This is a genomic window from Syntrophales bacterium (genome assembly GCA_035363115.1).
Taxonomy (GTDB): Bacteria; Desulfobacterota; Syntrophia; order Syntrophales; family PHBD01; genus PHBD01.
This window is the reverse complement of sequence record DAOSEM010000005.1, coordinates 204068-229238: the sequence shown is the minus strand read 5'-3', so window position 1 is coordinate 229238 and position 25171 is coordinate 204068. Positions and strand designations below refer to the sequence as shown.

The window sequence follows — 25171 nt, the reverse complement described above, 5'->3', positions numbered from 1 at the left end:
AAGGGGATTCGGTTCGGAGGGAAAGAAAAAGAAAGACGGAAAGAGGAGCGGATTTGAAATCCGTCACTCCTGAACAGAATGACGAGGGGAACGAAGCAGGCGGGCAATTTTCAATAACCCGTCACATGTAGGCGTGGAGGCTGGGCAGATAATTCACCCCCAGATACGTGAACAGCATCGCCGCGAATCCCACCAGGGCAAGGACGGCCAGTCGTTTCCCCCTCCAACCCCGGATGAACCGGGCATGAAGAAGGGCGGCATAGACGACCCAGGTGACGAGAGACCATGTCTCCTTGGGGTCCCAGCTCCAGTAGGCTCCCCAGGCGTAGTGTGCCCAGATGGACCCGGTGGCGATCCCCAGGGTCAGGAACACGAATCCCAGCAGCACACTCTGGTAGAGCAGCTCCTCCAGGTCGTCCTCGTCCGGAATGTGCGAGACGAAACGGGAGGAACCCGCGCCCGGATTTCCCCGCCGGAGCTTGATCAGGTACAGGATCGCCAGGCCGAAGGCCACCGTAAAGGCGGCATATCCCATGAAACACGTGATGACGTGGCTCGTGAGCCAGTTGCTCTGGAGGGCCGGGATCAGGGGCTGGATCCGGTCGCTGATTCCCGGTGAAATGGAGGCGTAGGCCATCAGCAGAAAGGCGACGGGAACCACGAACACACCGGTCGTGCGGTTCCGCGTCCGCCACTCCACCAGGAGGTACAGAAAGGCCACCGCCCATGAAAAAAACACGAGAGACTCATAGAGATTCGAAAGGGGGGCATGCCCCATCCCCATCTCGTAGGACTCCCTCCACCGGAGGAGCAGGGCTGCCGTGTGAGCCAGCAGTCCCGCCACCAGGGTCCAGGAAGCCGCTTTCCCCCATCCGTCCCGTCCGCGGACGATGCCGATCAGGTATCCCGTGAAGGAGGCGAAATACAGAAATGTAACCCAGGCCAGGATCTTCGAGCTGATCATTGCGGCTTGTCCTCCTTCCCCCGGAGCGCCCCGACCAGACCGGCCAGTTCGCGGTCCAGTCCCGCGGACGTCCGCAGGCTTCGCCCCGCAATGGAGATCCGGTGCTTTCCCCTGTTCTCCTCCACGAGCATCCAGACACGGCGGTGATCCACCAGGAAGACAACCATCAGTCCCGCCACAAGGACCAGGCCGCCCAGCGCCACCAGGGGAACCCCCGGATCGGTCGCGGCCTTCAGAACCGTGTAATATCGAGCCTCGATGCCCTGAAGCGAGAAGACATAGGGGGAGAACAATCCCGGGTTGAAAAGAGGCACCTGTTCGAAGAGCCCCGGGTTCCCCTCCCGGATCTTCACGATTTCCTGAAAGACCCAGAACTGGACCGCGCCCCGGTCGGACCGGACGCCGAGCTTCATTGCCGGCCCCATCTGCATCATGTTCTCCTCGACCCGCAGAACCTGGACCGTCCCATCCCCGTCCGGCAGGTCGAAGGACTCCCCGAGCGTAACGGCCAGATCTTTCCGGTCCCCTCCCTTCCGGGTAAAGGACAGGCGGGCCTTTCCGTCGGCGGACTGGCCGTAGCTCGACTGGTAGAAGCGGATCCCCTCGAAGGTCAGGGGGTGGTTTACCAGAAGTGCACCCTGGAAGGCCGGTTGTCCCTCCTTCAGGAAGGTCAGGTCGGACCGGTAGGTCTTGGGCATGCCGTTTTCGTAGGTCTCAATGAGGAAACGGTCACACCGGATCCCGAATCCGAGCTTGTGCTGCCCCTTTCCACCCGCCAGGTCGGCGGCCACGGCCGTTTCCCCTTCGCCGATGTGCACATAGGCGTCAAATCCGAAGAGGGAGCCCGCCACCCCCCCCGCCACGATGAGGAGGACGCCCAGGTGGACGGCGTACACGCCCAGATGGGTGATCCGCCCCTTCTGTCCCTGGAGGACGACGCCCCTGGATGTCTCCGACCGGCGGATGTCGCGGTATCGCCCGCGGAGCGCGCCTTCGGCCCTTGCAACCGCCTCGTCCCGCCCTCCTTTGACATAGGCCGTCCGCTCCGGAGGCACATCGCGGAACAGCCCTTCCGCCGCGGGCGGCTCCGCCTTGAAGCGCCGCCAGGAGGCAGGGAAGCGGTTGACGGAACAGACGACGAGGTTGGCCGTCAGGAGACCCATGGCGAGCAGGAACCACACGGAGTGATAAAGGTCAAAAACCTGCAGGGCATCGAGAATGCGAATCGCTCCCGGAGACAGCCGCCGGGCCAGCTCTTGGGCGGACTCCTGCTGCGGCACCAGCGTTCCGATCACGGCGAGAACGGCCAGGACGGCCAGAAGGACCAGGGTGAGACGAACGGAAGAGAAAAAGGACCAGACAGGGTTGTTTCTGATGCCCAATGGGCGGACCTCCGGTGTAGATGTAACTACCCGACCGTCCGCCCGTCCTGTCCGGCAGCGCCGTCGGGAATGGCTCCTTTTTATCATCGACGGAATGGCAAGGCAAGAGACGAGACGCGCAAACGGGCGCGGCCCGTCTTTTCCGTCCGCCTGTCGATATACCCGTCTTTATCGGTGAAGCGGCTTCTCCGGCTGCCGGGTGAAATCCCCGCCGGCGTCTCATTTTCCGCTGAATTCAGGCAGCCGCTTGGCGAAAAACGCCCGGGCCCCTTCCTGGTAGTCGCGGGTCTTACCCGCCCGGATCATCCCGGACCGCTCCCGCTCCAGCTGCCGTTCCAGGAGGTCCATCATGGAGTGGTTCATATTCTCCTTGGCGATGGCGAACGCCGTCGTGGCACCCCGGGCGAGGCGGCCGGAAAGTTCATGGACTTCCCGCTCCAACTCCGGGTCTTCCACGACGCGGTTAACGAGCCCCCACTCCAGGGCCTGCCGGGCGTCGAAGACCGTGTCGAGGAAAATCAGCTCGTTGGCCCGGGAAAATCCGATCAGGAGCGGGACCAGGAGCGCCCAGGCCCCGTCGGGGACCAGCCCCAGGCTCGTGTAGGCCTGCCGGAACCGGGCCGAGGCCGCGCAGAGGCGCAGGTCGCAGGCGGCTGCCAGGCTGATGCCGGCTCCCCCGGCGGCCCCGTTTATGGCGGCGAGGACGGGTTTGTGCATCGTCCGGATGGCCAGGATGGCGATGTTCAGAAGCTTGATGATTTGCCGGAGGGGCTCCGAGGGGTTCGTGTCCAGTGAATCCCTGAATTCACCGATGTCCCCGCCGGAGCAGAAGGCGCGCCCCTGCCCCGTCAGAACCACGCAGCGCACCGCGTCGTCTTCGGCGCAGATCTCCAGCCCTTTCACGATGTCCGTCAGGTGGCCCGTGCTCAGGGCATTGAGGGACTGCGGCCGGTTCATGCGGAGAACGGATACGGAATCCCATTTTTCCAGCAGGATATGCTCGAATTCCACGGCGGTTCCCTCCTTTCCGGAACGGGGTCCGTCCGGTCACGCCGCACCTATTCAGGGCGCCAGCATTGCCCAGACGATGAGCGCAGTGAGAAGAAGGCCCAAGAGCAGGCTCCCCAGGCCGAAGATGGCGGCGAAGAGCTTTACGGGCAGGCCGGGATGCTCCCGCTTGAGGCCATCGAGCCTCCCTTCCGCCACGACCCGCTCATACTCCAGGGGACGCTGCTCCTTCATTTCGTCCAGGGTATAGGTTCCAGAGAAAATGAGCCGGTCCAGCGGGAACTTCGTCGGGATGAAATGCGTGTTGAAGAAGTGGACCGTGAAGATGAACAGGGCCGCCAGGAGCGCCTCCTCGGAGTGGACCAGGGTCGCCACGTTCAGAACCCAGCCGGGAACGATCCAGGAGGACCATTCCGTCTTCCACAGCAGAAGACCCGAGACGCCGATGGCGAACATGCCCCAGAAGACCGCCCAGAAGTCGAACTTCTCCCAGTAGGTCCAGCGCTCGAACTTCGGCATGGGCCCCCGGTTGAAAAACCAGAGGAACATGTCCCGGATGTCCCGGATGTCCTTGAGATTGGGAACCAGCGACTCGGGACCGAAGATGCGGCCGACGAGGCCCTTCGCGCCCTGCCCTCTGGGGAAGAAGTATATCAGGCCCTTGATCGCCACGATCGTCACCATGACGATGAGGACAAAGGCCGCCAGCCGGTGGAAGAATCCGGCCACCTCGTTGCCTCCCCACAGTCCAAGCAGGAATTTCGACCAGGCCACGGAGGGGTACTTGATGGGGAACCCTGTCAGGATCAGCGTGAAGAACGAGATGATCAGGACCACGTGCATCAGCCTCTCCCAGGGACGGAAGCGCTGGATCTGGACATGACCGTCGGCTCCCGGGAAGCACTGTTCCGGCAGAAGGCCCTCCTTTTCCCGCCGGTGCTTCTCCCAGTAGACCTTCCGCCACCACAGGGCGGTATGGGTCCAGAAAAAGATGAACACCCCTCCCAGCAGGATCTCCATGAAGATGAAGGCCCAGTAGAGGGCGGGGTAATTCTCCCTGTCATGGTAGTCCGGATGGGCGATGTAGGACGTAAAGCGGGGGTGGAATCCCCGGTGGCAGTCGCCGCAGCTCTTCGTAAGGTTCGCAGGATGGAGACTGGATTTGGGGTCCGTCTTGGGAAGGATGTCGTGCCCCCTGTGGCAGTCGGCGCATCCCGCGACCCGGGATGGATAGCCGGCGTCGCGGACCTTGCCGTGATAGGTCTGCTCGTAAGAGGCGACGACATTCGACCTCAGCCTGTTCCGCTTCACCAGGTCCGGATCGGCATGGCACTTCACGCACCGCTCCGTGTAATGCGTCCGTGCCTCCTTCGGGTGCGTGCCGCCGGCCGCATGAAAGGCCCGTGTGTCGTGGAGGCCGTGGCAGTCGGCACAGGAGGCGGCGTCTTCGTTGCCCTTCAGAACGGCCTCGGCGTGTCCTGCGGAGACGTATTCATCCCGGCTGTGGCATCGCGAGCAGTTTTCGACGATGGCCTTCTTGACACTCCCCTCTGTTTTCCGGAGCCCGTGAATCTCCCCATGGCAGTCGGCACACTGGAAATTCTCCCGGAGGAAATGAACGTTCTTCCCGAACGCCCGGGTGACTTCCCCGTGGCAGTCGCCGCAGGCCACGGGTGTCGGCCTCTCCTCGCCCCGCATGTGGCGGCGCGTGTCGGAGATCCCCCGGTGGCAGCTTGTGCAACTGTTCGCTCCGTGGGCCGATGCAGCATATCGGGATTTGAACGGCTCGCCGCTATGGCAGCCCAGGCAGGTCGAGGACGAAACCAGGGCGTACCCGGGTCCTGCCGTCAAGAAAAGGGCCAGGCATGCAACCGCCGCGAACAGGCCCGCGCCGTGTCGCCGCAACCAGCAAAATAATCGTTCCATCGTTCAACCTATTTTCTGCCCCGGGATTTCGATTCCTGTTCGAGAAACGCCTGCCACTGCCGCATCCCTCCGAAGAGGCGCCATGCATCGAGCCCTTTTCTCCGCAGGTACGACGCCGCGAGAAAAGACCGCTCGCCCTGGTCGTCCACGACGAGAACCGGTCTGTCGAGGGGGATTTCCGGATAGCGCTCGTGAAGCGCCTCGAGGGGGATATGGACGGCTTCGCCGATGTGGTTTTTCTCATACGCACCGGGGGTCCGGATGTCGAGGACCGTAAGGGGCCGCTTCTGCTCCAGCCAGCCCTTGAGCGCGGCGGGCCGGATCGCGGGCATGGGCTTCCGGGGAATCCGCGAGGGAGACTCGACGGCAAAGCCCGCCTCTTTCCAGGCCTCCATGCCGCCCTTGAGCATCGAGGCCTTCTTGTACCCGAGGGACCGCGCCGCCTCCAGGAACGGTTCCCATTGGGAACAACCAGGAATCCCGCAGTAGAGAACCAGCGGACGGCTCCGGTCCGGTGCGATCCTTGCCAGCTGTTCCGCCGGATCCCCGGTGGAGAGGCAGACCGACCCGGGGATCCGGCTGTCCAGGCACTCAATCCGGCTCATGACATTCAGCACCGTTGCTCCTCCCTCCCCGAGGAGGCGATTCAGGTCCGTCGGGCCGACGGCCGACGGGCCGCTTCCGGCATCCTGGGAGGCGGCGGCGGTTCCAACCGTCAGCAGAACGAAGCAGACGATCATGCCGAAGAAGCCGAATCCCTTGAGCCTGGCAAGGAGCATCCGGAATGTACGGCAGCCGGGATCAGTAGGACGGGACACGGGTCAACCCCCATTCGCTCATCTGGGGAGCCGCGTTCGGCTCCTTCAGGTTCGGATAATCATCCTTGAGGAACCCCCTCGGGTTCTTCAACTGCATTTTCGAAAAGAAAGGGGCCGCATCATCATGGCACTGGGCGCAGCCCTTCGCACCGAGGGTCTTCCCCTGCTTAAGGGGCGCGATGCCGTGCTCCACCGGATAGGACTTCACCGCATCGGCCGGGGGCTCCGCCGCGATCCCCTTTCCCTCGAGACGGTAGACCCGGTCGGAGACGAAGACCACGTTCCGGAATCCCTTCTTCTGCAGCACCTGGAGCATCCCGAGGATGTCCGCATCGGACACGACGGCGGGGAGACGAACCTTTTTCTCGTCCACACCGCTCACCGAAAGGATCGTCAGGCCCCGAACCTCGCCGGCTGCCCGGCGTACGTGCCGAAGGGGAATCGGGCGGATCTCCCCATTCTTCGTCCGCTCGCCGAACCAAACCTTCATTTTCGGAACATGAGACAGGTATTTCTCGCGGGACACCCCGCCAGACCGGCCCCTGGCCTGCCAGGGAAGCCATGGCGTCCGGGCCTGTCTTCCATAGTCCGCCGGGACGAGGGCAAGGTCGAACGCGTCCGCCGTGAACCCGGACTCCCGGCCGGTGCTCATGTCGAGCATCGCCAGTCCCCGGGCGGGCCGCTCCGCGGCATGGCATCCCGTACAGGCGATGAGGGAAAGATGGAAGGAGCCCCGGGGAAACTTTTTCTCGTGCGTGCCTTGCGGATCCCTGGCCGCCGTGGGCATTCCAGACCGGGAAGGCCTGTACTTCCCTTCATAATGGCATGCGGCGCAGGTTTTCATGTCCCGCCCGTCCAGGTCGTTCCGGACGGACACCGCCGGATTCCATCCCTTGGCGATCTGGTGCCGGAGCCGCTCCGTCCTGGATTTCCCCGCCAGGGGATGGCAGTCGGTGCAGCGGAGACCCGCCGCGGCGTGAACGTCATGGGAAGCATGGTTGATCGTTCCGGTGTTCTTGGCGTCTCCATCGCGGTGACAGGCCAGGCAGTTGTCCCGCTCTACCGCCCGGGAAAGGACGGATCCTCGAAGACGGCCGTCCTTTGTGAACAGACGCCCGTCGCCCCAGGAATAATCCGTAACGGGCCGTTTCGTGAAGTTCCATGTTCCCTGGAGAAAGGCCTTTGATTCCGGTCCCGCCCCGGGGGCGGCATACGCGAAGACGGAACCGCTTACCTTCCCGAGGCCGCCGCCCGCCGTGGCGGCCCAGCGGTAGTTCCGGCGGTTGATCTGCTCGATCCGGTCGTCGAACCGGTAGTTTTTCCGGTGACAGATCAGGCAGTCCGCCTCCAGGACGCCGCTCTCGCGGAAATGGCTCCGGCCGTCCGGTGTCAGGTGGGAAGAGTAGTCACCGTCGAGAGGGGCCTTCGCGGACCGCTCCGCCTCGATATGACTCGCCGTCAGGTTGCGGCGTCCGTCGGCACGGCGTCCGTACTCGAGGGGACCGCCTCCGGGATGGCACCAGCCGCAGGCCACGGACTCGACGCCGGCCTTCCGGTTCCGCTTCCCGTAACCGCCGATCCAGTCGTACGTGGACAGGTCGATCTCCCGTGCACTGCCGTTCGCCTTCCGGGCGACCCGTCCGGCGGCGGCGAAGGGAGACCAGTTCCCGAACATGCCCGGGGAGAGGATCCAGGGCCTCTTCGGATCGTGGCGGTCGCTCATCTCGTCGAAGCCCTGCTGGAAATGGTACCCCGAGGTGATCGTGTCGTAGTTGTGGCAGGCTCCGCAGGTCCGCTTCGGACTGTAGGCGTCCGCCCGATTCTCGGAGGGGGTGATCCGGTCGCCCTGCTCGTTTCTCAGCCAGACGTCCGGATGCATCCGGGCGCACGCCGGGGGGGCCGCGGTCAGAATGAACACCAGTGCACAGAACAGGAGGACGGCCGTGACAGGAGATACCTGGAATGCGGTCGGCTGCTTCATGATCCGGTTCCCATTCCATCAAACGGGGAGAGCGGCGCGAACGGCGGATCCGCTCCCATGATCGGGGGTTGAAAGGCCCGTCCGTCCCGGCCGGGGCGGACGGGCTTTTCTACAGCGAGTTTACGGCTCCATGGGAGCGGAAGGATCCTTCGACCATTCCATGAAGGAGCCGTCATAGATCTTCACATCCTTGTAGCCCAGCATGGTTGACATGACAAAGGCCCAGGACGTGCAGGTCTTGCCGGTGTCGCAATAGAGGATGATCTCCCGGTCGAGATCCAGCCCCGCGGTTTTCGAGGCAAGAGCGGCCAGGGTATCTTTCGGCTTGTAGAGCCCCTCCGGCGTGAAGATCGCTGCCACGGGCAGGTTCACGGCGCCCTTGATGCGCCCCGGCTTAGGAACGAAGGGCAGTTTTTCCTTTCCTTCAAAAAACGCAGGGCCGCGGACGTCGACGATCACGGCCTTCCCCAGCTTGTCCGCGACATACGCCTTGGAGACGAAGAGCCCCTTGTTCACCTTTGCCTTGAAGGACTTCGCCTTAGGCCTCACCATGTCCTGGGAAAGCGCCTTTTTCTCTTTTGCCCACTTGTCCTGCCCGCCGTCCAGGATCGCCACCCGGTCGACGCCCATGTACTTCAGGGTCCAGGCCACCCGGGTCATGTCGAACCGGTCGGGCATCGCCGCGGTCTTTCCAATCAGGACGACCCAGGAGTCCGGCCCGATCCCGGCTCCGCCGATTGCATCCGCCAGATCATCCGGCGGCGGCAGCTCATTCAGGAGCTCCCCCTTCTTGATCGCCCAGGTCCCGTAAAAGGCATTGACCGCCCCGGGAATATGGCCGGCCTTGTATTCCTCAACCTTCCGGAGGTCCAGCATCACCAGTTTCGGGTTTGCCAGGTTCTTCTCCAGCCAGTCGGTTGTTACGATGGGATCCAGAACCTGGGCCCAGGCCGCCAGGGGCAGCAGCAGGGCAGCCATCACGACGGCCAACAGCACGCTCCTTCTCTTCATCGGTCATCCTCCTTATGCAATTTTTACTGCTTGATCGGCCTGATCGGACAGATCAGTCCCTGGTTGGCCAGGGAGCCATCTTTGATCAGTTGCTCCTTCGTCAGGAAGCCCGCCTTCTCCACGTGGCAGGCGTCGCAGTTCCGGGTCCGGTCCGTCCGCTTCCGGATGTTGTGGACCGGGCTGTCCCAGTAGTTGGGAAGCGCGTCGAAATGCTCCATCTTGATGCCGGCTGGAGCAAATGTGTTGCGGACGGTGGGAATCAGCCGCAGGGTCGTCAGGCGTTTCGGGTCCCGGGGGCTAAGGCCCAGCCGGAAGGCGGATGACGACTTGGAGTGACCGTCGTGGCAATCGCTGCAGTCCCTGTATTGTCCGGAGGAATGGCAGCCGTAGCAGGTCACCTTGTCGCTGTGCCCCTCATGTGACGCCTGGACGTACAACCTGGGACTCTTCGCCGGCTTGTGGCAGTTCGTGCAGGCCGGCCGATCCTTCACCTCCTGCTTGCTCCTGTACGCAGTCCCGTCGCCGTGCATTTCCGCCTTCTTGTGGCACTCCATGCACATCATCCCCTTCTGGTAGTGCACATCCGGCGAGCCTCCGAACTCGCCGGTAAACTCGGGATACACCCGGCCCCCGTGGCAAAACGCACAGGTCCTTCCCTCGTCCTTCTTCACGAACTTGTGGCCTTTAATCAATCCCAGGCTGATCCCGGAAACAGGCGGCGACTTGACGTGGCAGTCACCGCAGGAGGCATGGCAACTCCGGCAGGACTTCTCAAAAACTTTTTCCTCGAAGACCTTAAACTCCGCTGGAGAGAAGCGCGGCTTGACTCCTTCCCGCTGGCCCGCCGAGGTGTAGTGAAGGGATTTGGCATAGGTCTCCGTGATCTTCCGGTGACACATGGCGCACTTCTGAAGGTTGTCGGAGGGTTTCCTGACGAGGCCCTTGTGCGCCCTGTCCTTGGATACAATGCTGTCATCCCCCTGATGGCAGACTTTGCAGGGAAGCTTCAGGTGGACGTCCTTCCCGACGAGGTTCTTATCCACCACGTACCCTTTATAATATTCTTCCGCCTTGACCGGCGGAGGCGCTCCCGCTCACCCCTCCCCCGCGGCTTCCAGAGAGGGGGGCTTGACCATGGACTTCATGATCGACGGACTGGTGTGGCAGGTCACGCAGGAGCTTGTCTGGGCGGCATGGGCGGCCAGGGCCGTAAAAAAAATCAAGGGCAGGCAGATCGAAAACGGTTTGAAAAGCCATCGCATGGCAGGGCCCTCACGGTGGTTGATCAATGTGAGGTGATATTAACAAACCGGTTCTCCCGTGTCAAACGCCGGGATTCACAACTTTCCGGATACCGGGGGCGACCCGTATCGGGGCTTCTCCCCGGCAAAAGTAGGGGTTGTCCCCATTGTCCGCCGGCGGCGGTTCCGGCATTCTGATTCCCGCAGGGTCGAAAAGCCTGAAAGAGATGCGGCCGGCACGGAACGTGGACCCGGCTCCCGGCCGGCAACAGCGGCGATCCGGAGGAACCGAAAAAAATCTGCCATTGTCTTTGAAAATGTAGTATAAATTTCGCGCGTCAAGCGTGTCGGAACTTCAAAGGCGGTTTCCGGTTTCTTTCGAAGCGTCTCCTGGGTTTTTCGTCCACCACCGATCACAATCCTGCCGGAACGGATTTATGCCGTTTCGCTCCTGGGACGTGCCATGTTTCGCATGAGCCGCTATCCAAGACCGGCCCCTCGCCGCTCTCACCTGCGGAAACCCCTGCTTTTCCTTGTCATCGCATGCATTGCCGGTCCCGGGACAGCCATCGCGGCGGAGCTGATCCTCAGAAAGGACACGCCGGTCCGAGTTTTTTTCAGCCCCCGGGGAGGCGCCACAGCGGGGATCATTCAGGTCCTGGACGGCGCCCGCTCGGAGATCCTGGTCCAGGCCCACACCCTCCTGAGTCCCTCCATGACCCGGTCCCTCCTGGACGCCCATGAGCGGGGCGTCCGGATTCAGGTCATTCTCGACAAATCGGAGCGCCAGGAAGGCTTGACACCGGCCGTGCAGCTGGTCCAGGCAGGCGTCCCCGTCTTCCTGGACGGCGCACACGCCACCGCCAACGACCGGGTGATCGTCATCGACGGCCGGACGGTCATCACGGGGTCGATGAACTTCTCCACGTCTTCCGACGAGATGAACGGCGAAAACCTCCTGATCATGGACTCACCGGAACTGGCCCGGGCATTCACGGAGAACTGGAAGTCACACCGGTCGCATTCAGCCCCGTACTGACGGAAGGAGACGCCTCCTTCCGGCCGCCGGGCCTTTGGAAAGGAAGAACGATGAAGATCGTCGGAACGGCAAGATGGATCATTTACGGCATGCTTCCGGTCCTCATGATATTCGGCATCGCCTTCGCCCAGGATCGGGGCAATCCTTTCCCGGAGCCGGACCGCTCGTTTCTCCTGCAGGCGGCAAAAGACAGCCTCTGGCAGATATCGCTGGGAGACCTCGCCCGGATGCAGGCCGCAGGAGGAGACATCCGGAACTTCGGGAAAGACATGATCCTGGAGAATCAGAACATTCAGGACAAGCTCATCTCCCTGGCACAGAAAAAAGGGATTTCCATCGACATCATGCTCGATCCGCTGCAGGGCCGGACGCTGGATTATCTCTCCCGGGAGCAGGGGGCGGGCTTTGACCGCCAGTATGTCAGCCTCATGATCGACGAACATGAAAAGAGCGAGCGCCTTTACCGGAAGGAGGCGGAACAGGGACAGGACCGGGACGTCCGGGCCTTCGCCGGGGGCATCCTTCCCTGGATCGAAGCGCAGTTGAAACGGGCGCGGGAGATTCTGTTGCGAATCCCTCAACCCTTTTTAAAATAGGAAACCCTGACCAGACACGGAAAGGAGGCACACCGGAACCCATACGAAACAACAAGACAGGCAGCGGATCGAGACGCCACTGCGTCGATCCGCCCCGATTCATGGTGGGAATCGGCGGTGGAATGCGGTCGAGTGACCGGCTCCACAGGGTAAAAAGAACCACCCCATGTCTATGCAAGGAGGTAAGCGAATGATGAAGCGTGAAGACACGGAAGCGACAGGGACCAAGGGCGTAAGCAGGCGTTCGGTTCTCAAGGGTGCCGTTGCGATGGGTGCGGCGGCGGCCAGCGGCCTCGCCCTCAACATGGGAGTCCCCGGTTCGGCGGAAGCAATGATCAAGAAACTCCCGACCAAGTGGGACGAAACGTGGGATGTGGTCATCATCGGCTCCGGCTTCGCCGGACTGGCGGCGGCGGCAGAGGCTGCGGGAAAGGGCGCGAAGGTCGTCGTCCTGGAGAAGATGCCCACCTACGGCGGAAACTCCATCATCAACGGCGGCGTCTATGCGGCCTGGGACAGCGAATTCCATTATCGCCAGAAGCTGAACCTGGGTGAGGACAGCCCGCAGCAGCACATCAACGACACCCTCAAGGGGGGCGACTACTACAACATTCCCGAACTGGTCGCGGTCATGGCCAACGGCGCCGCCGACGCCCTGAACTGGATGATCGACGAGGGCGGAGCGAAAATTCGTCCGACGGTCACCCGGGCCGGCGGGCACACCGCCTATCGGACCCACTCGGCCGTCGCCGGCGTAGGGCGTGAATACACCGAGGCGCTCCGGAAAATCGCCGAGAAGCGGGGAGCCAAGATGGTCCTTAATTCCGAAGTTACCTGGATCTGGCGGAAGGACGCCGATCCGAAGAGCCCGGTCCTCGGCGTGGAAGTCAAGCGCGGACGGCGGACCCTGAACATCAAGGCCGCCAAGGCCCTCATCCTCGCCTCCGGCGGATTCAGCCGGGACCTCAAGATGCGGATGGCCCACAACCCACGGTTGGTGGCCGCCTTCGGCTGTACCAACCACCCGGGGGCGACGGGCGAGATGATCCGCTTCGCCCAGGCCATCGGCGCCGACACCCTCCAGATGAACTTCATCCAGCTTTACCCCTTCGCAGAACCCGAGACGAGCATCCTCGACACCCCGGCGGTGTATCCCTTCAACGGCCCGGGATACGGCATCGTCTACGTCAACAAGCTGGGCAAGCGCTTCGTCAACGAGCTGGAGCGGCGCGATGTCTGCGCCTTCGCGCAGATCAACATGGGCGCCAGCATGAAGCCCACCTGGAGCATCTTCAACCGCGCCATGGTCCTCAAGATGGGCGGCTCCTACGAGGAAGTGGACGCGGGCCTGAAGAAAGGCCGGTTCATCGAGGCCGCCTCCATCCGCGAGATGGCAGGCAAGCTCGGCATCCCGGCGGACGCCCTGGAGAAGACTGTCAATGACCACAACAAGTACATCGAAACGGGAAAAGACCCCGACTTCAACAAGTCCATGACGAAAGTCATGATCCCCCTGGTGGAGGGCCCCTTCTATTCCGTCGCCCAATGGCCCGCCGTCCACCACTGCATGGGAGGCATCCGGATCAACCCGATGGCCCAGGTCATCGACGTCTTCGGCGCCGTGATCCCGAAGCTCCTTGCGGCCGGCGAAGTGGCCGGCGGCGTCCACGGCTCGAACCGACTCGGAAGCAACGCCATTGCCGACTGCGTGTCCTTCGGCCGCGTGGCCGGTGTGAATGCCGTCAAGGCGTAAACGAACCCCCTTGCAGGGGAGCCCGCACGGGGATTCCCCGCGGGCTCCCCTTTCCCAAGGAAGGTCACCCATGAAGAAGAAATATTATCTGCTGTTCCTGTTGCCGGCACTCCTGGCGATCCTTCTCGCCCTGCCCGCGGGAAACGCCGACGGGGCGGCAAAAAAAGCCGGAGTCTCATGCAGCTCCTGCCACGCGGACCTGAAGGCCGTCGTCGGAAAGACCCACCCCCCCGTGACGGGAAAAGACCTGGCGGCCTGCCTTGCGTGCCACTCCCCCGACATGAGCGGCGAGGCGAAGAAGCGTCCCTTCTCCGTCAAGATTCACACCGGCCACATCCCCCCGAAGGGCAGCCTCGACTGCCTGACATGCCACGCCTGGACGCCCGGAAAGAGCTTCGGACTGGTCGGCGTGAAGGGAAGCTGGGGAGCCCCGACCCGGGAGGATATGGACCTGCTTAAGGAGATTTACAGTACGCTGGCCAAGGAGGAATACACGGCGAAGCTCCATGCCGACAAGGGTGTGGCATGCGCCAGCTGCCACGGCAAGGCGTTGCCAAAACCGGACGACACGGTGGAAAACGCCCGCTGCCTGACCTGCCATGGTCCGATGGAGAAACTGGCCCAGAAAACGGAACCCAAGGACTTCAAGGACCGGAACCCCCACAAGTCCCACCTGGGGGATATCGCCTGCACCGTCTGCCACAAGGCCCATGGTCCGTCTAAAGTGTACTGCCTCGACTGCCACGTGAAGTTTCAGATGAAGATTCCCGGGCAGGCGAAATAACTCCCAGCCGTCCGGGACGACGCTTCGGACGCCGTCCCGGACAGATTTTTCTTATCCCCCGCCACCTGCACCATTCCCGGCGATAAACTCCGTCCCGCACCGGTCGCACGCGTTTCTCCCATCCGAAAATCAAACCGGAAAAAGCCGCAGCAAAAGCATCAGCGGTTGAAAACCATATGGAGATTCCTTATGATGGAAGCACTCCTCTCGAAACGGCATGCTCATGAAACCGATCTTCGCAACGGCCAGGGCCGGAAACATCATTCTCGACTCCATCGCCGATGGTGTCTTCACGGTGGATCACGACTGGAGGATCACCAGCTTTAACCGGGCGGCCGAACAGATCACCGGGGTTTCGCGCCAGGAGGCCGTCGGTCAGCTCTGCAGGGAGGTCCTGAAGGCTGACATCTGTGAAAAAAACTGCCTTCTCAAGCAGACCCGGGAAACCGGAAGGCCCATCATCAACCGGACGATCCGGATCATCACCGCGGCGGGCCGCCGGATTCCCATCAGCATTTCGACGGCCATCCTGAAGGACGAGGCCGGGAACACCATCGGTGCCGTTGAGACCTTTCGCGACACCAGCGTGGAAGAAGACCTGAGGAAGAAGATCCGGGGGAAATACTCCTGCGAAGACATTCTTTCCAAAAATCCGCAAATGCAGCGCCTGTTCGACATCCTCCCCGACGTGGCCGCGAGCGGCAGCACGGTCCTCCTGGAGGGCGAGAGCGGAACGGGAAAGGAGCTTTTCGCCCGGGCCATCCACAACCTGAGCCCCCGGAAAAACGGGCCTTTCGTCGCGGTCAACTGCGGCGCCCTGCCGGACACCCTCCTGGAGTCGGAGCTGTTCGGCTACAAGGCGGGTGCATTCACAGACGCCAGGCGGGACAAGCCCGGGCGCTTCCGGAGAGCAGAGAAGGGAACCCTGTTCCTGGACGAAATCGGCGACATCTCCCCGGCAATGCAGATCCGGCTGCTCCGGGTGCTCCAGGAAAAGATGTACGAGCCCCTCGGATCGGTGGAGGCTGTCCCGGCGGATGCCCGGATGATCGCCGCGACTAACCGGAGGCTGGAGGACCTGGTCCGGGAGGGGAAGTTCCGGGAGGATCTTTATTACCGGATCAACGTCGTACGCCTGGTCCTGCCGCCCCTCCGCGAGCGGATGGAAGACCTTCCTCTCCTGGCGGACCACTTCATCCGCCAGATGAACGCCCTTCAGAACAGGGACATCCCGGGCCTGTCAGACGAAGCAACGGCCTGCCTGATGTCCCATGGTTTCCCGGGCAACATCCGGGAGTTGGAGAACATCATCGAGCGGTCCTTCATCCTCTGCAAGGAGGGTCCGATCCTGTTTCAGCACCTGCCTGAATTTCTCTGGGCCCGGGAAACGGGAGGGCTCACGGGGGTACCCGCGGAGCCCCTGTCGATGAAACAGATGGAGGCGGCATTTCTCATGAGCGTCCTCCAACGGAACGGATGGAGCCGGATCAAATCGGCGAGGCAGCTCGGCATTCACAAGAGCACCCTCTTCCGGAAGATGCGGGCACTCGATATCCACCCTCCCGATCGTCCGGGGTCGGACGGCCGGGTTGCATAAATGCAACTCACGGCGGAGTCATTGCCTGAACAGGCTGGAGCTGCGACCGGCACTCAACCCGCTCTTCCGCCTGCTGCGGGCTTCCGGGGACGGGATGGAACTGTGGCACATAATGTGTTAGTCTATGTATGGGGTGTTTCACCCAGGAAAGGAGGAGGATCATGAACAGGAGAATTTTTTTAAGAGCCCTTCCGCTGGTCTTCCTTCTGCTTGCATTCACCGCTCCAGCGGAAGCACGGGACATCCCGCCGATCGTCTCGACGGAGTGGCTTCAAGCCAACCTGGACAACCCGCGGCTGATCATTCTGGACGTGAGAAAAGTCGAGGATTACAAAGCGGGCCATATCCCGAAGGCCGTCAGTTCGTTTTTCCGCGCCTGGGCCTATAAAAAGGGGGAGCTGTACTCTGAGGTCCCGGAACTGGACGATCTACAGGAAATGATCTCCGAGGTCGGCATCGGCACGGACTCCCTCGTGGTCGTCACGGGCAGTGTCGCCTCCCCCGTGGAAAGCTACCAGAGCGCCCGGGTGGCCTGCACACTCCAGTATGCCGGGATTTCGAACGTGGCGCTTCTGAACGGAGGAATCGATGCCTGGATCCGGGAGAAGAGGAAACTGACGACCGTGCCCGGGAAGCCCGTACCGAAACCCTTCACGGCAAAACTCCGGCACGATTTCATTGCCGACAAGGAATATGTAAAGACCCACATGGGACAGGTCCTTCTTCTTGATGTCCGGGAGCCGGAAATCTTCTCCGGAAGGAAGAAACTCGACTGCATCCCCCGGGCAGGCCACATCCCGGGAGCGATCAACATGCCCACGTCCTGCGCCTTCAACGCGGACGGGACGTTCAAGACCCGCGAGGAGCTGGCCGCCATCGCGGAGGCCGCCATCGGCAAGGATCTATCCAGGAAGGTCGTCACCTATTGCGACGTGGGACAGTGCTGCCCCACCTGGGCCTTCCTCCTGAGGGAACTCCTCGGCTATCGCAACATCCGCCTGTATGACGGCTCAACCCAGGAGTGGATGGCCGACCCCGCGGCACCGGTTGAAAAGTAGACAGGAAGCCTCTACAGGCATTCAGCCCGCCGGTCCGGAGCGCTCCTGACCGTTCCATGAGTGCAGATCCGCAATGAACCGCCCTGGAATGGGTTGCAGAAACGCGACCCATTCCAGGGTACTTGTTTTCCCCCATGCACCGCCTTTCAAGTTATTCCAATCTTTTATCCTGTTCCGGTCGCCTCTGGCACAATTGCTGATAAGAGACCTGCGAGGAAAGACCATGAAGATTGCCGTTCCGTTCTGGAACGGCCGCGTCGCCACCGTTTTCGACGCGGCTGATGAGATCGTTTTGATAGAGAGCCTGCCCGGGGGCGACCGGGTTCAACGGATGGAATTCCCGAAGGGTCTCTCTCCGCTCCACCGCGCGGATCACCTCAAGGATCTCGGGATCGAAGTCCTGATCTGCGGCGCCCTTTCGAGATCCATTGCTCACCGGGTCGAGGCCTCAGGCATTCGGCTGGTCTCCTTTGTCCGGGGGCCCGTGGAAGAGGTCGTCAACGCCTTCCGAGAGGACAGGCTGGACCGGGAGTGTTACCGCCTTCCCGGATGCCGATCTGCAACCGGGAAACGTGATGCGCCATGCCGAAGCCGACGCGTTTGCGCTGAGAAGCCGGATTCATGACCGTCATCCTTGTGTCCCTCTTCCGATTTCGCAGCATCCTTCCTCCTCAAGCCTCCCCCGCGCTGTCCACGGCGGGGGAGGTCCCGCCGGACGGGACCGCTGGCATGCAGAATCGAAAACAGGGTTGACAAAAACGGCAGACAGAGGGAGCAAGGAGGCGCATCGGCCGGCAGGGAGAAATCCGCCGCCACAGGATGAAAGTAAGGATACAAACCGAAGGAGGACACAGCAGCATGCAGAATTGCGGGGGAAGCGAAAAACAAATCACCGAAAAGCAGGCATCGAATGACATGGACGAGCGGCTGCGGAAGCAGATGATGCGGATCCGCCACAAGGTCATGGTTCTGTCGGGAAAGGGCGGCGTCGGGAAGAGCACCGTGGCCGCAAACGTGGCCGTGGCTCTGGCACTGGAGGGAAAAAAGGTGGGGCTGCTGGATGTGGATTTTCATGGACCCAGCATTCCCAGGCTTTTGCACATCGAGGGACCGCCGCCGATGACCCCGGGCGCCAGACTGTCGCCTGCCGTTTATGGGGAGAACCTCAAGGTTGTTTCTCTCGGCTTCCTCCTGCCCGAACAGGACTCCGCCGTCATCTGGCGAGGCCCGCTGAAGATGGGCGTCATCAAGCAGCTCCTGGCCGATGTCGATTGGGGCGACCTGGATTACATGATCATCGATTTCCCCCCGGGAACCGGGGATGAGCCCCTCTCGGTGGCCCAGCTCATCCCGGACAGCAGCGGGGCCCTCATCGTCACGACTCCCCAGGATCTCTCCCTGTCGGACGTCCGCAAATCCATCGACTTCTGCCGGAAAGTGAAGGTGCCCGTCCTGGGGGTGATCGAAAACATGAGCGGGTTTGTCTGTCCCAACTGCAAGACCGTCATCGACATCTTCAAACGGGGAGGCGGGGAGAACATGGCCAGATCCATGGGTGTCCCCTTCCTCGGCCGCATTCCCATCGATCCGAGGATCGTCGAGGCCTCCGACAGCGGCACGCCTTTCGTCTACCATTACAGCGGAACCGAAGCGGCCGTGGCCTTCCAGCCGATCATCGGGCTGCTTCTCGACCTGAAGGAAAAAACCCGGCTCCATTGATGGAGCGGCAAGGAAAGGAGTTTTCATGAGCGCAAACATCACCATCGCCATTCCCATAAGCGGAGGCCGGCTCTGCGCCCACTTCGGCCACTGCGACACCTTCGCCCTTCTGGAGGCCGACCGGGACCAGAGAATCGTTGTCCGCCGCACGGACCTCGAACCGCCTCCCCACGAACCGGGCGTTCTGCCTGCATGGCTGCAGGAGCAGGGGGCAAACGTGATCATCGCGGGCGGGATGGGAGCGCGGGCACAGAACCTGTTCGCGTCCAAGGGAATCCAGGTCGTCGTCGGCGCCCCGTCGGAGGAGCCGGAGCGGCTCGCCGAGGCCTGGCTGGCGGGAAGCCTGGCAACGGGAATCAACCTGTGTGATCACTGAAGGAGGGCCGCGGCTTCTAGACGATGACTTCAGCCATGCCGGGAAAAGGTCCCCTCTTCCCGATCGCCGGGCATGAGGGGCACGAAACGGATTTTTCCGACCGGGTCCTCGACTACGGGACGAGTCCCCGAAACTATGGATCCCTGGCGGATCCCGACGGGTATGCCAGATATACAGGCCCCTGCGGAGACACCGTGGAGATATTCCTGCTTGTAACCGACGGGCGGGTCACCGGCGCGTCCTTCCGGACGGACGGCTGCACGCCGGCCATCGCCTCTGCCTCCGCCGTAACCCTGATGGTGACGGGGAAAACGCTCTGGGAGTGCGTACGGATCGACCCGGAGGCCGTCCTGGAACACCTGGGCGGACTGCCGGAAGACTCCCGCCACTGCGCACTCCTGGCCGTGAGAACCCTTCGCAGGGCCCTCCGGAGCCTCGCAGAAGCGAGGAAGAACGACGTGAAGCGGGTACTCCCATGATAACGATGAAGGATTCATGATCCATGGCGGACCTTCTGGCATACAGACCTATTGGAATTATCCATTCACCGTTTTCCGACCTCGCCGACATGCCCATCCAGCCGACTGGCGCAAAAGGGATCCCCGGGCGGGCCGTGATCGATCCGGCCTATCGGGAGGGCCTGAAAGACCTCGAAGGCTTTTCATACATCCACCTGGTTTACGCATTCCACCTCTCCGAAGGATACAATCTCCATGTGAAGCCCTTTCTGGACAACCGGATCCGGGGCGTCTTCTCGACGCGGGCACCCCGGCGCCCCAACGCCATCGGCCTGTCGGTCGTCCGGCTGGTCCGGGTCGAGGAAAACATCCTCCATATCGAGGATGTCGACATGGTCGACGGGACACCGCTCCTGGACATCAAGCCCTACGTGCCGGCCTTCGACGTCAGGTCCCCGGAGAAGACGGGCTGGCTGGAGAACAGGGCCGAAAACGCCGCCACCCTCCGGTCGGACCGGCGTTTCGTGCCAGCGGCAAACGGAGAGTCATAGTGACAGCGAAAAGCTGAAACGCCATGGAATAGAAAAGGAGGAAGGCAACCATGTTTCATGAAGATCGGTGCGATTTCTGCGGAGACTGCCTGGCGCGGTGCCATTACCTGCCCTTCGACCAGGAAAGCGGATCGGCGGCGTTCCGGAAACTTGTGGAAGAGGGAAAGGCCGATTGGCTTTACGACTGCGTCACCTGCATCGCCTGCAACGAATACTGCCCCCGGGATGCGAGGCCTTTCGACCTGATCCTCCGGAAGATGGAGGAGGCGGGGAACTTCACCGATCCCGCCCTGAAGGCCCAGATGGCCGACCGCTTCAAGGCGGAGGGAACGCCCAAGGCCATCGCTCCCGCCGAACGGGTCATGTCCCTCTGCGTCATGGAAGGCAGCATGCCCTGGGCCCTCCATGGAAGGCTCTTTGAAGGGATTCCCCTTCTGAAGGGGCGCCATTATTTCTGTAATGTCCTCTTCGCCCACATGGGGGACGAGTCCATCATGCGGGACAGGCTCCAGGCTCTCGTGGACAACCTCGCCCTCTCCGGAGCGAAGGAAATCGTTTTTGTTCACGACGACTGCTACGCCGTCCTGAAGGGCATGGCCCCGGAGTTCGGCGTCACGCTCCCCTTCCGCCCCGTGTCCATCTTCGAGTACCTCCGCGACTACCTGAAGGAGCACAGAGGGGATGTGAAGCCCCTGAACATGAAGGTCGCCTACCAGCGGCCCTGCGCCTCCCGGTACACCCCGGAAAAGGACCCCTTCCTGGATGAAATCCTGGACATCATCGGCGTGGAGCGGGTGAAACGGCAGTACGACGGGATCGACGCCATCTGCTGCGGCGTCGAGCTGGCAGGACCGAACCTGAAGCTCTTCCCCCGGGGCAAGAACTTCGAGCCCTTCCGGGACCGGAACATCGCCGACGCAAAGGACCATGGCGCCGAGGCCATGCTGTACCTCTGTCCCATGTGCTTTCGGACCCTGAGCAAAAAAGCCAAAGGGGCCGGCATGGCCAACTACATGATCAGCGACCTGTGCCGCCTTGCCCTGGGCGAGACCCTGCCGGAGGACAAGCCCGCCTGAAGCGGGTCCCCCGGCTGATCGTCTCGGAATCCTGCTGTTTCGCAAAACGGGATGGAGGCATCGTATCCGTCCCCGCGATATCATCATTTGGAAAAGGAGAAGCATCCGATGAGCAAGACCATCCCCATCAACGAAGTGGACCGGGTGGAGATCCTCACCCTCCAGGACAACTACATCGAAATCACCGCCATGGACAACACCGCGGTGGTGAGCCGCGCCACGGCCCTCAAGGACATGGAGTTCAAGAGCTCCATCCTGGCGGAGCATGGTTTCTCCGCCCTGGTGAAGACCACGACGGGAGACCGGACCCGGACGCTCCTGTTCGACTTCGGCTTCTCCGAGATCGGGGCAGCCCACAACGCCCGTGTCCTGGGGGCCGACCTGTCCCAGGTGGAGGCCATTACCCTCTCCCACGGGCACTCGGATCATACGGGGGGATTCCATGAGATGACGGCCATGATCGGGAAGAAGGGGCTCGAGCTGACGGTCCACCCATCGGTCTTTAAAAAGCCCCGCTACCTGAAGATCGCACCGGAGTTCAAGATCCACTTCCCGAAGTTCGACCGTGAAACCGTCGAAAAGGCGGGGCTGAAGGTCGTGGAGTCGAAGGAGCCGCGGCCCCTCCTGGACGGGGACATCCTGTTCCTGGGCGAGGTCCCCCGGCGGACGGACTTCGAGAAGGGGTTCCCCATCGCCTTCTGCCAGGAGGGAGGCGAGGAGAAATGGGACGCCATCGAGGACGATACCTCCGTCGTCATGAACGTGAAGGGCAAAGGGCTGGTGATCCTCTCCGGCTGCGCCCACTCGGGCATCGTCAACACGGTCCTCTATGCCCGGGAGGTAACAGGCGTGGAGCCCGTCCATGTGGTCATGGGGGGCTTCCACCTGAGCGGCCCCCTCTTCGAGCCCATCATCGGCCGGACCACGGAGGAGCTGAAGAAGATCAACCCCGCCTACGTCATCCCCACCCACTGCACGGGCCGGAAGGCCATCATGGAGATGGAGAAGGAGATGAAGGAAGCCTTCATCCTGAACATGTCGGGAACGAAGCTCACGTTCACGGCGTAACGGCAGGAAGTATCTCCCGAGAAAGAAAACCGCGGGATGCGGCCCGGCGGATTGCCCCGCCGGGCCGCCGGGCGATGGCTGAAGCCGCCGGGACGTCAAGACCGTCCCTGCGGCATGGGAAAAGGAGAAGAATTCATGTGGGATGCTTCAAAGTGCGATCTGTGCGGCGACTGCCTGGCCCGGTGCCTGTACGTCGAGTACGACCGTGAGAAGGCGGCGGCGAACATTCAGGCCCTGATGGACGGCAGGGACGCGGAGATCCTGCACCGCTGCGTCACCTGCTGCGCCTGCCGTGAATACTGCCCCACCGGGGCCGACCCGTTCGACCTGATCCTGCGGGCCATGGAAGAAAGGAAGGCCTTCCCGGCACCGCCGGAGACAGGACAGATGTTCGCCCTCGCGGGGACCCTCCCGGCATCGGTGATCCCGGGAGACGCCGACAAGCCGGCCCTGTCCATCTGCGTCATGGAGGGCAGCCTCCCGCCCGGGGCGCTGGACGGAGAGTTGTTCAAGGGGCTGACCCTCGTCAAGGGGGGCGATTATTTCTGTTACGTCGGCTACGTCCACATCGGCCAGGAAAGCCCGGTGGAACGGCAAGCCCGCCGGTTCATCGACAACCTGGCAGCCCTGGGAAAGGACATCGTGTTTCTCCACGACGACTGCTACGCGATGGTGGACGCGAAGATCCGGGACTACGGCATCACGGCGCCGTTCCGGTACATGCACCTGTACGAGTACATGAGGAACTTCCTTCGGGACCACCGGGACCGGATCACGCCCCTCGGCAAAAAGGTCGCCTACCAGCGACCCTGTGCCTCCCGGTATACCCCGGCCAAGGACGCGTTCCTGGACGAGATCTTCGAGTTGATCGGGGTGGAGCGGGTGGCCCGCCGGTACGACCGGGAGGAGGCGCTCTGCTGCACCGGGGCGTTCGCCCGCGTATACCCGGACCTGGCCCGGGAGATCGCCACCCGGAATATCGACGACGCGGTCGCCTTCGGGGCGGAGGCGATCGTGACCCTCTGCCCCATGTGCGACCGGGTGCTCCGCAAGCCCGCGGCGGCCAGGGGACTGACGAAAATCTACGTGACCGACCTGTGCCGGATGGCCCTGGGCGAGATCCCCTTCCCGGCGGCATAGCGGAGAAGGGGAAAGGGGTTCCATTACGCGCCTTTTGTGCTATTTCTCCGCCACCGGAAACACGGCCGGCAGGAAGGTACGCCGGATCGGTTTTCAAGGAGAATGCAGGCCGTAACACCCAGAAAAGAGAAATCGATGCAACATCCATTGTTTTTCACCCCGTTAATTTGAGGCGCTGAAAGAGAACCCGGGCGGTTCTCCGAAAACGCCACTCCTCCGCTTTTCCGCCCATAACCGGTCGGCCCCCTGCCCGGTCATGCCGCGGGGAATGCGGCAAGGCACGGCAGGGAGGCCTGATTGGATCTTCGAAATCCAACCCCATCCGATCATTTCCAGAAAATCACGACCACTCGTTCGGGTGGCCTTCCGCCTTAGCTCGCCGTTGACGATGCCCTGAGCATCGGATCGACGGGCTGCCGCGCTGCAGTCGGGTATGCCGGAACCGTGGAATCCGCCTCCGGCATGACCCTGCGGGGCGGCATCACAACCCAACCCAGCACAAATCAGATGGAAAAGGAGAATCGCTTGTGAACGGAATCAAGAATTTGTTCGCGGGGCGGTGGGGCATCATTGGTGTCGGCATCCTCATCGGCATACTGGCTCCGCTCCTGCAGAAATGGGGTAACCCAGGCAACATGGGCGTCTGCGTCGCCTGCTTCGAGCGAGACATCGCCGGGGCGCTCGGCCTCCATCGGGCCGACGTGGTGCAGTACATCCGCCCGGAGATCATCGGCTTCGTTCTCGGGGCACTCATTGCCGCGTATCTGTTCAAGGAATTTCGCCCCCGCCTGGGATCGGCGCCGATCGTCCGGTTCGTCCTCGGCATGTTCGCCATGATCGGGGCGCTGGTATTTCTGGGATGCCCCTGGCGGGCGGCCCTGCGTCTGGCCGGCGGCGACTGGAACGCCGTTCTCGGCCTGGCGGGCCTCGCCGTCGGCATCGGGATCGGCACCCTGTTCCTGAAAGGCGGCTACAACCTGGGCCGCACCCAGCAGACCCACCACACGGCGGGCTGGATGCTTCCCCTCGTCATGATCGGACTGCTGTGCCTGCTGCTGATCTTTCCCCAGGTCCCCGGCGAAGCAAAAAGCGGGGTTCTTTTCTACAGCGCAAAGGGTCCGGGAGCCATGCATGCGCCCCTGGCCGTATCTCTCGGCATCGGCCTCGTGATCGGTATTCTCGCCCAGCGGAGCCGTTTCTGTACGATGGGCGCCATTCGTGATTTTGTTCTCTTCCGGCAGACGCATCTCCTGTCGGGGTTCATCGCCCTGATCGCAACCGCTTTTGTCGTCAATCTCATCGTCGGCCAGTTCAAGCCGGGATTTGAGGGACAGCCCGTCGCCCATACCATGCACCTGTGGAACTTCGCCGGGATGGCCCTGTCGGGCCTGGCGTTCTGCCTGGCCGGCGGGTGCCCGGGACGTCAGCTTTTCCTGGCCGGCGAGGGAGACGGCGACGCCGCCGTTTTCGTCGTCGGAATGATCGTCGGCGCCGCGATCGCCCACAATTTCGGCCTGGCCAGCTCTCCCACCGGCGTCGGCCCTTACGGAGTGCCGGCGGTCATCATCGGCCTTGCCGTGTGCCTGTTCATCGGCTTCACCATGAGAAAAAGGATTGCCTGAAAA

24 protein-coding genes are annotated in these 25171 nt (G+C 62.4%); 16 read left to right on the top strand and 8 right to left on the bottom strand.

The genetic code is table 11. The features are described 5' to 3' along the window. Positions 1–121: 121 nt before the first annotated feature. The 8 genes from ccsB to PLO63_11980 all read right to left on the bottom strand — a co-directional run bounded on the left by ccsB (position 122) and on the right by PLO63_11980 (position 10133). On the bottom strand, positions 122–964 hold the full coding sequence (ccsB, locus tag PLO63_12015; GenBank protein HOI74858.1) for a c-type cytochrome biogenesis protein CcsB: 843 nt from the start codon (positions 962–964) through the stop codon (positions 122–124). Continuing rightward, on the bottom strand, positions 961–2346 hold the full coding sequence (locus PLO63_12010; protein ID HOI74857.1) for a cytochrome c biogenesis protein ResB: 1386 nt from the start codon (positions 2344–2346) through the stop codon (positions 961–963). The genes ccsB and PLO63_12010 overlap by 4 nt, the downstream gene beginning before the upstream one ends. Before the next feature lie 219 nt (positions 2347–2565). Then, positions 2566–3357 (bottom strand): enoyl-CoA hydratase-related protein, encoded by a 792-nt coding sequence (locus PLO63_12005; GenBank protein HOI74856.1) that lies wholly within the window; start codon positions 3355–3357, stop codon positions 2566–2568. 51 nt (positions 3358–3408) lie between these two features. Then, positions 3409–5280, bottom strand: coding sequence for a hypothetical protein (locus PLO63_12000; GenBank protein HOI74855.1), 1872 nt, complete (start codon positions 5278–5280; stop codon positions 3409–3411). Between the two features lie 8 nt (positions 5281–5288). Next, entirely contained in the window at positions 5289–6098 is an 810-nt protein-coding gene (locus tag PLO63_11995; protein ID HOI74854.1) for a rhodanese-like domain-containing protein, read from the bottom strand. Continuing rightward, positions 6082–8079, bottom strand: coding sequence for a multiheme c-type cytochrome (locus tag PLO63_11990; protein ID HOI74853.1), 1998 nt, complete (start codon positions 8077–8079; stop codon positions 6082–6084). Before PLO63_11990 ends, PLO63_11995 begins: the two co-directional genes overlap by 17 nt. Positions 8080–8199: 120 nt before the next feature. Further along, positions 8200–9090 carry a sulfurtransferase gene (locus PLO63_11985; GenBank protein ID HOI74852.1) on the bottom strand — a complete coding sequence of 297 codons (891 nt, stop codon included), beginning with the start codon at positions 9088–9090 and terminating at the stop codon, positions 8200–8202. Positions 9091–9113: 23 nt separating this feature from the next. Beyond that, entirely contained in the window at positions 9114–10133 is a 1020-nt protein-coding gene (locus PLO63_11980) for a cytochrome c3 family protein (protein HOI74851.1), read from the bottom strand. 91 nt (positions 10134–10224) lie between these two features. Here PLO63_11980 and PLO63_11975 point away from each other — a divergent pair, with 91 nt between their 5' ends. The 16 genes from PLO63_11975 (at position 10225) to yedE (ending at position 25168) form a co-directional block, all read left to right on the top strand. Further along, a complete protein-coding gene (locus PLO63_11975) occupies positions 10225–10389 on the top strand; it encodes a hypothetical protein (protein ID HOI74850.1) in 165 nt (54 codons plus the stop codon). A 405-nt stretch (positions 10390–10794) separates the two neighbouring features. Next, complete coding sequence (locus tag PLO63_11970) at positions 10795–11370, top strand: phospholipase D family protein (protein ID HOI74849.1); 576 nt, start codon at positions 10795–10797, stop codon at positions 11368–11370. A 50-nt stretch (positions 11371–11420) separates the two neighbouring features. Beyond that, positions 11421–11966 carry a DUF4142 domain-containing protein gene (locus PLO63_11965; protein ID HOI74848.1) on the top strand — a complete coding sequence of 182 codons (546 nt, stop codon included), beginning with the start codon at positions 11421–11423 and terminating at the stop codon, positions 11964–11966. 190 nt (positions 11967–12156) lie between these two features. Further along, positions 12157–13719: a flavocytochrome c gene (locus PLO63_11960; GenBank protein ID HOI74847.1), complete on the top strand. Its 1563-nt coding sequence runs from the start codon at positions 12157–12159 to the stop codon at positions 13717–13719. Positions 13720–13789: 70 nt separating this feature from the next. Further along, positions 13790–14503 (top strand): cytochrome c3 family protein, encoded by a 714-nt coding sequence (locus tag PLO63_11955; protein ID HOI74846.1) that lies wholly within the window; start codon positions 13790–13792, stop codon positions 14501–14503. A gap of 223 nt (positions 14504–14726) precedes the next feature. Further along, positions 14727–16100 carry a sigma 54-interacting transcriptional regulator gene (locus tag PLO63_11950; protein HOI74845.1) on the top strand — a complete coding sequence of 458 codons (1374 nt, stop codon included), beginning with the start codon at positions 14727–14729 and terminating at the stop codon, positions 16098–16100. A 161-nt stretch (positions 16101–16261) separates the two neighbouring features. After that, entirely contained in the window at positions 16262–17158 is an 897-nt protein-coding gene (locus tag PLO63_11945) for a rhodanese-like domain-containing protein (protein HOI74844.1), read from the top strand. 223 nt (positions 17159–17381) lie between these two features. Beyond that, positions 17382–17783 carry a NifB/NifX family molybdenum-iron cluster-binding protein gene (locus PLO63_11940; protein HOI74843.1) on the top strand — a complete coding sequence of 134 codons (402 nt, stop codon included), beginning with the start codon at positions 17382–17384 and terminating at the stop codon, positions 17781–17783. Between the two features lie 233 nt (positions 17784–18016). Continuing rightward, positions 18017–18877: an Mrp/NBP35 family ATP-binding protein gene (locus PLO63_11935; GenBank protein HOI74842.1), complete on the top strand. Its 861-nt coding sequence runs from the start codon at positions 18017–18019 to the stop codon at positions 18875–18877. A 25-nt stretch (positions 18878–18902) separates the two neighbouring features. Continuing rightward, the gene (locus tag PLO63_11930; protein ID HOI74841.1) at positions 18903–19253 is read left to right on the top strand and encodes a NifB/NifX family molybdenum-iron cluster-binding protein; all 351 of its coding nucleotides are present in this window, start codon (positions 18903–18905) and stop codon (positions 19251–19253) included. 35 nt (positions 19254–19288) lie between these two features. Next, a complete protein-coding gene (locus PLO63_11925) occupies positions 19289–19732 on the top strand; it encodes an iron-sulfur cluster assembly scaffold protein (GenBank protein HOI74840.1) in 444 nt (147 codons plus the stop codon). Positions 19733–19755: 23 nt separating this feature from the next. Further along, positions 19756–20262: a tRNA (N6-threonylcarbamoyladenosine(37)-N6)-methyltransferase TrmO gene (gene tsaA, locus PLO63_11920; protein ID HOI74839.1), complete on the top strand. Its 507-nt coding sequence runs from the start codon at positions 19756–19758 to the stop codon at positions 20260–20262. Positions 20263–20312: 50 nt separating this feature from the next. Then, a complete protein-coding gene (locus tag PLO63_11915) occupies positions 20313–21338 on the top strand; it encodes a (Fe-S)-binding protein (protein ID HOI74838.1) in 1026 nt (341 codons plus the stop codon). A gap of 108 nt (positions 21339–21446) precedes the next feature. Next, the gene (locus PLO63_11910) at positions 21447–22406 is read left to right on the top strand and encodes an MBL fold metallo-hydrolase (protein HOI74837.1); all 960 of its coding nucleotides are present in this window, start codon (positions 21447–21449) and stop codon (positions 22404–22406) included. Positions 22407–22541: 135 nt separating this feature from the next. After that, entirely contained in the window at positions 22542–23546 is a 1005-nt protein-coding gene (locus PLO63_11905) for a (Fe-S)-binding protein (GenBank protein HOI74836.1), read from the top strand. Positions 23547–23995: 449 nt separating this feature from the next. Next, on the top strand, positions 23996–25168 hold the full coding sequence (gene yedE, locus PLO63_11900; protein HOI74835.1) for a YedE family putative selenium transporter: 1173 nt from the start codon (positions 23996–23998) through the stop codon (positions 25166–25168). Positions 25169–25171: the final 3 nt, after the last annotated feature.